The organism is uncultured Cardiobacterium sp. (genome assembly GCF_938028185.1).
GTDB lineage: Bacteria > Pseudomonadota > Gammaproteobacteria > Cardiobacteriales > Cardiobacteriaceae > Cardiobacterium.
On sequence record NZ_CALJAH010000033.1, the window covers coordinates 1 to 9,846 of the forward strand.

Here is a 9,846-nt window from a genome sequence, read left to right on the forward strand (position 1 = left end):
CAATCACACGCCGTATGAGACGCGGGTCGCGCTTCTGGAAGACGGCGTCTTGCAGGATTTTTTCGTTGAGCGCGAGCGCAAGCGTGGCATCGTCGGCAATATTTATAAGGGCAAGGTGCAGCGGGTGCTGCCGGGCATGGATGCGGCATTTATTGATATTGGTCTGGAGCGCGCCGGATTTTTGCACGTGAAAAATGTGGTGCGCCGTGGCGACAAGCCGCCGGAACGCATCAGCGATGTGCTGCGCGAGGGGCAGTCGCTCCTGGTGCAGGTGCTGAAAGATCCCATCGGCAGCAAGGGCGCGCGGCTGACGATGGAGATTTCCATCCCCTCGCGTTTTCTCGTGTTTTTGCCGACGGCGGATGAAATCGGCGTGTCCATCAAAATCGCCTCGGAAGAGCAACGGCAGACGCTGCGCGATACCGTCGCCGGTTTCCATCAGGGGCGGCAAGGTGGCTTCATCGTGCGCACCGCGATTGAATCGGCGGACGTCTGGGCGATGCGCGCCGATATGCAGTATTTGCAGCGCGTCTGGGAGTCCATCCAGCAGCAACAGCGTGGGGCGCGGCCGGGTTCGCTGGTGTACGGCGAACTGCCGCTGTATCAGAAAGTGCTGCGCGATTTCGTCACCCCCGGCGTGCGCCGCGTCGTCGTCGATCACCCCGGCGCGCACCGCGAAATGCAGGCGTTTGCCGCCAACTTCCTCGTCGGCATGGAAGCGACGCGGCTGGAGTTTTACAACGGCGACCGCAGCCTGTTCGAGCGCTACGGCATCGAAGAAGAAATCAGCCTGGCGCTGAAGCGGCACGTCGCGCTCAAATCCGGCGGCTACCTCATCATCGACCAGACTGAGGCAATGACGACGATAGACGTCAATACCGGCGCGTTCGTCGGCAAACTCTCGCAAGACGACACCATCTACAAAACCAACCTCGAAGCGGCGCGCGCCATTGCCCGCCAACTGCGCCTGCGCAACCTCGGCGGCATCATCATGCTCGACTTCATCGACATGAACGACCCCGCGCACCAGCAGGGCGTGATGGACGCGCTCCTCGCCGCCCTTGCCGGCGACCGCAGCAAATACACCATCAGCCCCATCTCGCCGCTCGGCATCATCGAGATGACGCGCAAACGCACGCGCGAAAGCCTGCGCCAGCTGATGTGCGAACCCTGCCCGTGCTGCCAGGGGCGGGGTTACGTCAAAACCGTAGAAACCATCACCTACGAACTGTTCCGCGACCTGATGCGCGAAGCGCGCGACTTCACCCCGAAAACGATGACCATCGTCGCCGGGCTGGAGCTGATTGACTTCATCCGCGAGGAAGAATCGCTGACCTTCTCCGACCTGCAGGCGCTGCTGAAAATCCCGATACGGCTACAGGTGGATTCCGCCTACCGCCACGGCCAGTACGACATCGCGCTGGGGTAAGCGCGCCCGCCCATCGCCGTATCCGTGGCATTAAGTGAATCAGGCGAGTACCGCCTGCATCGCCGTGAAATAGCGCTGCAACGCCGCTTCGTCAAAACCGGCGCCGTAAGCGAGAAAGGGCGGGTTGAGCGTGTCGCTGCCGCCGTATTGCGCGAGATGGTTGCCGAGCAGGCGCAGACCGCCGCCCGCTTCATGCAGGAGGATGTCGCCGGCGGCAATGTCCCATTGGCTGGTAGTCGGGGCGAGTTTGGGATAGAGGTCGGCATCGCCTTCGGCAATGGCGCAGAATTTGAGGGCGCTGCCGCGGCAGATGTGGCGGTAATCGCCGAAATTGTCGCTGAGATACGCGCGCATCCGTTGGCCCAGTCCGGGGCGGGCGGTGATGATGGTCGGCGGTGTCACTGCGGGGCGGCATTGCAGGCGGCGGGTGTTGCCGCGCGCGTCGGTTTGGTAGGCGCCCTGTCCGTGCAGCGCGTACCAGTAGTCGCCGCTGACCGGGGCGTAGATGAAGCCGAGTGTTGGCCGCCCTTGCCGGATGCGGGCAATGGCGATGCAGAACTGACCGGTGTTTTCGATAAATTCGCGTGTGCCGTCAATGGGGTCAATCAGCCAGTAATTGTCCGGCGGGTTGTGGTGCACGGCGGCGTCGGATTCTTCGCTCAGACAGGGCAGATCAACGATGCGCGGCAGTTCGCGCACGAGGAGTTCATGCGCGGCGAGGTCGGCGGCGGTGAGCGGGGTGTGATTGCTTTTTTGCTGGATGTGGTAGCGCTCTGGCTGCCCGTAAAACGACAAAATCGCTGCCCCGGTTTTTTGTCCGAGGGCAGCGATTGCGCTGATGAGTTGTTGCGCGTCCGCGCTCAACAGGTGCCGGTCAGGCACTTTTTTTGGTGTCGAGTTTTTCGGTGATACGCGCTGCTTTGCCTTCGAGGCCGCGCAGGTAGTAGAGTTTGGCGCGACGCACGTCGCCACGGCGCTTGACGGTGATGGAGTCCACCAGCGGGCTGTGCGTCTGGAAAACGCGCTCTACGCCTTCGCCGTGGGAGATTTTGCGCACGGTGAAGGATGAGCCGATGCCACGGTTGCGCTTGGCAATGCAGACGCCTTCAAAGGCCTGCAAGCGTTCGCGGTTGCCTTCGCGGACTTTGACCTGGACGACCAAAGTGTCGCCGGGGTTGAAGTTCGGCAGGTTTTGTTTGAATTGTTCCTGTTCCAGGGTGTCAATGATGTTGCTCATGACGGCTCTCCAAGATGCTGTTCGGTTAGAAATTCGTTGAGTAGTTTTTGCTGCGCGTCACTGAGCTCAAGTTGGTTGAGAATGTCGGGACGATGCAAAAAAGTTCTGCCCAACGCCTGTTTCATGCGCCACCGTTCGATAAGCGCGTGATTGCCGCTGAGCAGAATTTCAGGGGCGCGGATTTTAGCAGTATTTTCCGGGCGTGTATAGTGCGGGTGGTCCAGCAGTTGGTGGTGAAACGAGTCTTCCGTGGCGGAGGCAACGTCGCCCAGTATGCCGGGGATGAGCCGCAGCACGGCGTCAATGATGATGGCAGCGGCGATTTCGCCGCCGGAGAGGACGAAGTCGCCAATGGAGATTTCGGCGTCAATGTGTTCGTCAATGAAGCGCTGGTCGATGCCTTCGTAGCGGCCGCACCACAGGGCGATGCGCGGTTTGCGCGCGAGTTCGGCGGCGAGTTCATGGTTGAAGGTCGCGCCTTGCGGACTGAGGTAGATGTGCAGCGGTTTGTCGCCGTCGGCATTGACCGCGGCAGCGGTGCGCACCAGCGGTTCGTATTGCATTACCATGCCGGGGCCGCCGCCAAAGGGGCGGTCATCAACGCGCTGGTGTCGGTCTTCGCTGTAGTCGCGTGGGTTCCAGTAGTGCAAACGGGCAGGTGCGTCGGCTTTGCCGAGCGCACGCCCGACCACGCCCTGTTCAAACCAGTGGCGCACGAGATCGGGGAAGATGCTGATGATGTCAATGCGCACGGGTTATTCGCGGTCGTCTGCGCTGACCTGCGACCATTCGCTTTCCCAGTCCACACGCATCACGCCGTTTTCGAGGTCAATCGCTTCAACGTAACGCGGCTGGACAAAGGGAATGAGGATTTCGGCGCCGTTGTCGTCTTTGACAATGAGGATGTCGTTCGCGCCGGTTTCAAAGAGTTCGGCAACGTGACCGAGGGTTATGCCCTGCCGGTTTTCCACGCGCAGGCCGATGAGATCCGCCCAGTAGTATTCGCCGTCCCGCACTGCGGGCAGTTGGTCGCGGCTGATGTAGAGGGTGTAACCGCCAAGTGCCAGCGCCTGATCGCGGTCGTTGATACCGGCGAAAGCGGCAACCATGCCTTTGCCGGAATGTTGTCCGCGCAGCAGTTGCAGCGCGATGTCCGGGCGTCCGTGCTGGCGCGCGGTGAATTGGCGGTACTGAAAAAGCGATTCGCGGGGGCGACAGTCCGAATGGACTTTCACCTGCCCGCGAATGCCGTGTACGCCCACGATCCGGCCGACGATGATGTCAGCGCTGCCGTCGGCCATGTATTCAGGCCTGTTGCTGGTATTGTTTGACCAGACTTTTGACGCGATCGCTGGCCTGTCCGCCGACGCCAACCCAGTAGTTGTAACGGTCAAGCGCGATGCGCAGCGTTTCTTCCTGTCCTTTGGCGATGGGGTTAAAGAAGCCGAGGCGCTCAATGAAACGTCCGTCACGCGCGTTGCGGCTGTTGGTGGCAACGATGTGATAGAAGGGACGTTTTTTTGAACCGCCACGGGCGAGTCGAATGGCTAACATGGTTTTTCCTCTCAAAATTGGGGATGTGAAAAGACGGCGTATTGTACGGATTTGACGTTAAAAGGGAAGCGGAAATGTACGGCTGGCAAACGGCGGGCAAGAAAAAAGCACCTTGCGGTGCTTTTTTCGGAATACGTTCGGCGATTGCTTACTTGTATTGTTTACCACGGAAAGAGCGGTTGATTTTTTCGCTGTTTTCCTGGGCTTGCTGACGAGCCAGCATGGCATTTTCGTTAGCTTGCATCGCGATGGATTTGACTTCAGCGATGTCGGCGCGCAGGGCGGCGATTTCAGCGTTTTCGTCAACTTTCGGTTGGCTGGCGCAACCAGCAGCAATCAGCATAACAGCAGCTACGGAAGCAAATTTCAAAGATTTCATATGAACTCCTAAAGTTGTTAGCGTCAAAAATGACAGGCGCTAATATACACAAACTTTAACTTTGCGTACAAACCTTCGCAGTTAAATTTTTCTTAACGCCGGGATGCACCAACGCGCCAACATCGCCGCCAAGCCGCGCCGTTTCGCGAATAAGACTTGAGGATACAAAGGAATAGCGATCAGCGGTGATGAGGAAAACCGTTTCTGCCTGTGGCAACAGGTGATGATTCATGCCGGAAAGCTGGTGTTCATACTCATAATCGGCGACGCTGCGGATGCCGCGCACGATAATCGTCGCACCGTAGTGGCGGCAGGTTTCCACCAACAGGCCGTCGAAGGCGACCGGCACAATCTCGCAGCCATTGACAATATCGGCGCAGACCATGCGCACCATCGCCAGCCGCTCGTCAATATCAAACAGCGTCTGCTTGTGATGGCCGCGCGCGACGGCGACGTAGAGGCGGTCGCACAGCGCCCCGGCGCGGCGGATGATGTCCTCATGGCCGCGTGTGATCGGGTCGAACGTCCCCGGATAAATGGCAATGCGCGTCATGCGGCGGCCTCGTCGGCATAATCGCGGCGCAGCAGGCCGAAGAAAACGCGTCCCGCCCTGCCCTGCCGGTGCCAAACCCAGCCGGGCGGCACGTGCAAATCCCCATGCGGGAATGGCATTTCCAGATACACCTTGCCCTGTTCCTTCAGCCACCGCTCATTAACAAAATGCGCAACCGCCTGCGCGTGCAACCCGGCAGCAAACGGCGGATCGAGAAAAATCAGGTCATAACGCGCAGCGGACGGCGACAACAGAAACACATCACCCGCTTGCACCCGCGCGTGCGCCTCATGCCATTCGGCGAGCAGGGCGCGCAGGCGGGCGACGCCATCGGTGTCATTGTCGGCAAACAGCACGCTGGCCGCACCACGCGACAACGCCTCCAGCCCCAGCGCGCCGCTGCCGGCGAAAGCATCCAGCACGTGCGCGCCCGCAATTTCCCATTGCAACCAGTTAAACAGCGTCTCGCGCACCCGGTCGGGACTGGGGCGCAGTCCGTCACGGTCGGGAATCATGATGCGCCGCCCGCGATGCTTGCCGCCGATAATGCGGATTTTGTGCGCGGCGGTGGGAATGGCTGGCTTCATTGTGCACGCTCCATGCCGAAAACCAGCCCGACCGCGTCAGGATAACCGCCCTGCATCGCCTTTTTCATCGCGGTCAGCGCGCCCGTCTTGTCCACCGCCATGCCCCAGCCATTGAGCCGACGCAAGCCCAGCAAATAATCAACCGCCGTCTGCGCATCAGGATTATTCGCCGCCTGCGCCTGCAACGTGGCAAACAGCGCGTTGCCCTTTTCCGTCTCGCCAATAGCGTAATAAAGCCCCGCCAAACGCGACTGATTGAACGGATTGGGATGCTGCGCAACAGAAGCCTCCAAAACCGCACGCCTTTCCGCCTTGTCCCGGAATCTGGCGAGCGCCGCCGCATCCGCATTCAGCGCGACTGCATCACGGAAATGCCGCTCCGCCGCCGCGCGATGTTCGGCTTCCCGCGCAGAATCAAATATTGCCAACAAAAAATCCCCGTCTGCCAACCCCAAATGCGCCAGCAACGGCGTCTCCGGCATCAGCCCCTCAAACACCGCGTGATTATCGCTATAGCTGTCCGCTTCATTCCGCACCGCCCAAGCCTGCCCGTAACGTGCGGCGGCATAACCGGCATTCGCCGCCTGTTTGAAATAACCGCGCATGAATTGTTGCGCACCCATCAGCGACAACGCATCCGGCACCTGAACATCCGGCGCGGTCGCGCCATTCGCCTTCATCTTGCCGATCGCAAAACGGACAGAACCCTCATCAAAATACCCCGCATACACATTCCCCGCCTGATACAAATAGCGCGGGTCCTTGCTTTGGTCATAAGCGCGCTGACACGCTTCGGCGTCAGCGTTTACCGCCGCAACATCCGCATAGACCGGATGAAAATAGCGGAATACCACCGCTGGCGGACGCTGCGGGTCGAGAAACGACGCACCCGCCAAATCACAACGCCGGGCGTCATCATCCGCCGCCTGCGCTGCTGCGGCGAGCAGAAGCAGCGGCAGGAAAAAGCCTTTTTTCATAACTCTCCTCCGGGAAAAACACGCGGCGCAGCTTATCATGGCGGCTACAGAAAATACGTTTTCTGCGAACAGCAAAGTATCATCTTGCATTTCAACAGATTAACGCTACCGGGATGCTGCTGCCCCGCTCCGGACGGCGTTGACGCAACCCGCATGGGGTTCTGAACAGACGCACCGGATGAACCCTGCCAACAACCACCCTTGAAACCGCGACCGTCAGCGCCATATCCGCTACATTCCATTAATAAAGGAGCATCCGATGACCATACCCGTCCTGAACCGCATCAACGAACTGGCGCACATCGCCAAAAGCCGCCCCCTCACCGCCGAAGAAACCGCCGAACGCGACCAGCTGCGGCGCGAATACCTTGCCGCCATCCGCGGCCAGGTGGACGGGCACCTGCTCGCTACCCGCATCGTCGATAGCGACGGCAACGACGTTACCCCGCAAAAACTGCGCGAGGCACAGGAAGCGCAGCACAACCCGCACTGATTATGCCCATCCGCCCCGCCCGCGCCGAAGACGCTGCCGCTCTCGCCCCCATCATCCTGCCCGTGCTGGAAGCGATGGAGCTGCCCTTCCTCGCCCGTCACGGTCTGGAAACCACGCGCACCCTGCTCGCCAGCGCCATCGCCCATCCCGGCTACCGCTACGGCTACGCGCGCGGTATCGTCCACATCAGCGATGGCCGCATCACCGGCGTCGCCTTCGGCTACCCCAGCGAAGACGAAGCGCAGATTGACCAGCCCTTCAGCGTCGTGCTGCAACAGCACCGCCTTGACCCGGCGCACCGCCTCTTTACCGACCTCGAAGCCTTCCCGGACGAGTGGTATCTCGATACCCTCGCCGTCGCGCCGCAACAACGCGGGCGTGGTATCGGCGCGGCGCTGTTGCACGCCCTGCCCGAAGTGGCGCTGGCGAGCGGCAAAAACCGCATCGGCCTCAACGTGGACGAAACCAACCCCGGCGCGCGCCGCCTCTACAGCCGCCTCGGCTACCAGACCGTCGGCACGCGGCAACTAAGCGGACACCGCTACGAACATATGCAGAAAACATTGAATCATCGCAAACATTGAACGGAAGCCGCCCCCAAAGGGCGGTTTTTTCACAATCCGTTTGAAATACAAGCGGGAAGTGTATACTTGCGCCCCAATTTTGCCCGCAAAGAGAACCGAACAATGCGACTGATTACCCTGATTTCCCTCACCCTTTTCAACGGCATCGCCCTCGCACAAAACATCCCGCCCGCGCCGGTGCGCGAAACTGCCACCCCGGACGCCCGCCTGCCCGACAGCGCCGAACACGCCGTCGAAGACAAAAACCAGGCACAAAAACAACAGGCGCAAGTCATGCACGTCACCGAAGCCGAACTGCTCGCTGACCCGGCGCTGCTCGCCAACGCCCTAGACAGCGCCATCATCAACGGCGACGCCGATGCCGTCGCCATGCTGCTGCCCATCTACAAAAAACTGCCCGCCGACAAACAGGACAAAATGCTGCTGCGCTTTGGCGAAGCAATGAAAGCGCGCGCCGACGGCGACCTCAACCTCGCCATCGCCCGCCTGCGCGAAATGATTGCCGAAGACCCCAGCCTGCAACCGGTGCGCCTGCATCTGGCGATGGCCTTGCTCGCCGACCACCAGGACGAAGCGGCACGCGGCCAGCTCGAAAAACTGCGCTCGGACAACCTGCCCGAAGACATCCGCAACATCGTCAACCAGGCGCTGGAAACCCTGCGCGAACGCCGCAGCTGGACATTTAACGCCAGCGGCTACTACCGCCACGACCGCAACATCAACGACGCGCCGCGCCAACGCGAGCGACAAGTCGGCAACGGCAAATGGACCTTCCCCGCGCCGAAAAACGCGCACGGCGTGCATCTCGACGTCTCCGCCGAACGCCGCATCCCCATCAAAAACGGCTTTTACGGCCAGGTAGAAGCGGGCGTCGTCACCGACTGGTTCTGGGACGCGCACAAATACGACGATTTCCGCCTGCGCGCCGGCGCGGGTGTCGGCTGGCAAAACTCGCGCTGGGACATCAGCCTCACCCCGTTCATCCAGCGCCGCATCTACGCCAGCAAAGGCTATTCCACCAACCTCGGCGTGGACGGCAACGTCTCCTACTGGATTACCCCGCGCTGGCGCATCAGCAGCGCGGTGCAGGGAATGCACAAACACCACGACAGCCGCAAATGGCTCAACGGCAACCAGTACTACGGCAGCCTCAACCTCCTCTTTGCACCGAACGCACGCCAATACTGGTTTGCGGGCGCGAACGCGATGCGCAGCCAGGCGCTGGACAGCTCGGACGCCTTCAAACGCTACGGCCTCAGCGCCGGCTGGGGACAAGAGTGGGGCTGGGGGATGTCCACCCGCCTGAGCGGCAACATCGCCTACCGCACATACGACGGCAAGGACTTCTTCGGCATTGAACGCAAAGACCACGAATACGGCGCGACGCTCAGCCTCTGGAATCGCAACTTCTACTTCTGGGGCATCACCCCGCGCCTGACCTTCACCTGGGACAAAACGCGCAGCAACCACTTCTATTACGACAACCACAACGCGGATGTCTATTTGGAGTTTAGCAAGTCGTTTTGATAAGAGGAAAATAACATATTTAGTATCTATGTACTTTCTTGAATCAGATTTAATTAAAGAATAAAATTTGAATTAGTGAGAAAGTAATTAAAAATTGCAGCAATTTTAGTGCAATAATTGATTTTTAAAATAGAAGGAAATTTGATTTATGTATAGTCAATTAGCTATCATCCATGAGTTTGTAAAATTAACACACTCAAATAATGCGACAATCAAATTTAGAGATAATATATTGGATTTGAATGATAAAAAAGTCAGAGAAACAGTTGATTCAGCATTGAATGCTATTGGTACAGAAGACAATCGTATTATGAGAGGGATATTTTTAGATAATGGCAGAGAAGGTAATTTTCCTAGGAATAGTATTATTTTATTTGAGACACTTGCCAAAAATAATAATATTATATCTAGCCAAGAGGTAGAGAATGAATTTATTAATTTGACAAAAATAGCCACAGAAGAAATAAAATCAGAATCTATAAAACCAATATCATCAAAAATGTCTACAGGCGGTTATTTGTTATTT

14 protein-coding genes are annotated in these 9,846 nt (G+C 58.8%); 5 read left to right on the plus strand and 9 right to left on the minus strand.

The window, feature by feature from the left end:
- Positions 1 to 1,429, plus strand: a 1,429-nt coding sequence (locus tag Q0349_RS01120) for an Rne/Rng family ribonuclease (RefSeq protein ID WP_298078935.1), incomplete at its 5' end; no start/stop codon positions are given.
- A gap of 39 nt (positions 1,430 to 1,468) precedes the next feature.
- On the opposite strand, the gene Q0349_RS01125 is transcribed toward Q0349_RS01120, so the two are convergent.
- The 9 genes from Q0349_RS01125 to Q0349_RS01165 all read right to left on the minus strand — a co-directional run bounded on the left by Q0349_RS01125 (position 1,469) and on the right by Q0349_RS01165 (position 6,716).
- Entirely contained in the window at positions 1,469 to 2,311 is an 843-nt protein-coding gene (locus tag Q0349_RS01125) for a 3'(2'),5'-bisphosphate nucleotidase CysQ (RefSeq protein ID WP_298078936.1), read from the minus strand.
- Entirely contained in the window at positions 2,304 to 2,666 is a 363-nt protein-coding gene (gene rplS, locus Q0349_RS01130) for a 50S ribosomal protein L19 (RefSeq protein WP_004139248.1), read from the minus strand. Before rplS ends, Q0349_RS01125 begins: the two co-directional genes overlap by 8 nt.
- The gene (trmD, locus tag Q0349_RS01135; RefSeq protein WP_298078937.1) at positions 2,663 to 3,418 is read right to left on the minus strand and encodes a tRNA (guanosine(37)-N1)-methyltransferase TrmD; all 756 of its coding nucleotides are present in this window, start codon (positions 3,416 to 3,418) and stop codon (positions 2,663 to 2,665) included. Before trmD ends, rplS begins: the two co-directional genes overlap by 4 nt.
- A 3-nt stretch (positions 3,419 to 3,421) precedes the next feature.
- Positions 3,422 to 3,967 carry a ribosome maturation factor RimM gene (gene rimM, locus Q0349_RS01140; RefSeq protein ID WP_298078938.1) on the minus strand — a complete coding sequence of 182 codons (546 nt, stop codon included), beginning with the start codon at positions 3,965 to 3,967 and terminating at the stop codon, positions 3,422 to 3,424.
- Positions 3,968 to 3,971: 4 nt separating this feature from the next.
- Positions 3,972 to 4,220, minus strand: coding sequence for a 30S ribosomal protein S16 (gene rpsP / locus Q0349_RS01145; RefSeq protein WP_298078941.1), 249 nt, complete (start codon positions 4,218 to 4,220; stop codon positions 3,972 to 3,974).
- A gap of 148 nt (positions 4,221 to 4,368) precedes the next feature.
- Entirely contained in the window at positions 4,369 to 4,599 is a 231-nt protein-coding gene (locus tag Q0349_RS01150) for a hypothetical protein (protein ID WP_298078942.1), read from the minus strand.
- A gap of 55 nt (positions 4,600 to 4,654) precedes the next feature.
- Positions 4,655 to 5,152: a pantetheine-phosphate adenylyltransferase gene (gene coaD, locus Q0349_RS01155; protein WP_298078943.1), complete on the minus strand. Its 498-nt coding sequence runs from the start codon at positions 5,150 to 5,152 to the stop codon at positions 4,655 to 4,657.
- Entirely contained in the window at positions 5,149 to 5,739 is a 591-nt protein-coding gene (rsmD, locus tag Q0349_RS01160) for a 16S rRNA (guanine(966)-N(2))-methyltransferase RsmD (RefSeq protein ID WP_298078944.1), read from the minus strand. The genes coaD and rsmD overlap by 4 nt, the downstream gene beginning before the upstream one ends.
- Complete coding sequence (locus Q0349_RS01165) at positions 5,736 to 6,716, minus strand: hypothetical protein (RefSeq protein WP_298078945.1); 981 nt, start codon at positions 6,714 to 6,716, stop codon at positions 5,736 to 5,738. Before Q0349_RS01165 ends, rsmD begins: the two co-directional genes overlap by 4 nt.
- Before the next feature lie 259 nt (positions 6,717 to 6,975).
- On the opposite strand from Q0349_RS01165, the gene Q0349_RS01170 reads away from it, so the two are divergent.
- The 4 genes from Q0349_RS01170 to Q0349_RS01185 all read left to right on the plus strand — a co-directional run.
- Positions 6,976 to 7,209: a DUF896 domain-containing protein gene (locus Q0349_RS01170; protein WP_298078946.1), complete on the plus strand. Its 234-nt coding sequence runs from the start codon at positions 6,976 to 6,978 to the stop codon at positions 7,207 to 7,209.
- Positions 7,210 to 7,211: 2 nt separating this feature from the next.
- A complete protein-coding gene (locus tag Q0349_RS01175) occupies positions 7,212 to 7,793 on the plus strand; it encodes a GNAT family N-acetyltransferase (RefSeq protein ID WP_298078947.1) in 582 nt (193 codons plus the stop codon).
- Between the two features lie 102 nt (positions 7,794 to 7,895).
- Positions 7,896 to 9,320 (plus strand): porin family protein, encoded by a 1,425-nt coding sequence (locus Q0349_RS01180; RefSeq protein WP_298078949.1) that lies wholly within the window; start codon positions 7,896 to 7,898, stop codon positions 9,318 to 9,320.
- A 148-nt stretch (positions 9,321 to 9,468) separates the two neighbouring features.
- Positions 9,469 to 9,846: hypothetical protein (locus Q0349_RS01185; protein WP_298078950.1), on the plus strand; the 378-nt coding region annotated here is incomplete at its 3' end.

Bases quoted from the DNA above. Each gene is read 5' to 3' on its own strand.
- rpsP (WP_298078941.1), bottom strand. From the start codon at position 4,220: ATGTTAGCCATTCGACTCGCCCGTGGCGGTTCAAAAAAACGTCCCTTC.
- rsmD (WP_298078944.1), bottom strand. From the start codon at position 5,739: ATGAAGCCAGCCATTCCCACCGCCGCGCACAAAATCCGCATTATCGGC.
- Q0349_RS01150 (WP_298078942.1), bottom strand. From the start codon at position 4,599: ATGAAATCTTTGAAATTTGCTTCCGTAGCTGCTGTTATGCTGATTGCT.
- Q0349_RS01180 (WP_298078949.1), top strand. From the start codon at position 7,896: ATGCGACTGATTACCCTGATTTCCCTCACCCTTTTCAACGGCATCGCC.
- Q0349_RS01175 (WP_298078947.1), top strand. From the start codon at position 7,212: ATGCCCATCCGCCCCGCCCGCGCCGAAGACGCTGCCGCTCTCGCCCCC.
- Q0349_RS01170 (WP_298078946.1), top strand. From the start codon at position 6,976: ATGACCATACCCGTCCTGAACCGCATCAACGAACTGGCGCACATCGCC.
- rplS (WP_004139248.1), bottom strand. From the start codon at position 2,666: ATGAGCAACATCATTGACACCCTGGAACAGGAACAATTCAAACAAAAC.
- Q0349_RS01165 (WP_298078945.1), bottom strand. From the start codon at position 6,716: ATGAAAAAAGGCTTTTTCCTGCCGCTGCTTCTGCTCGCCGCAGCAGCG.
- rimM (WP_298078938.1), bottom strand. From the start codon at position 3,967: ATGGCCGACGGCAGCGCTGACATCATCGTCGGCCGGATCGTGGGCGTA.
- coaD (WP_298078943.1), bottom strand. From the start codon at position 5,152: ATGACGCGCATTGCCATTTATCCGGGGACGTTCGACCCGATCACACGC.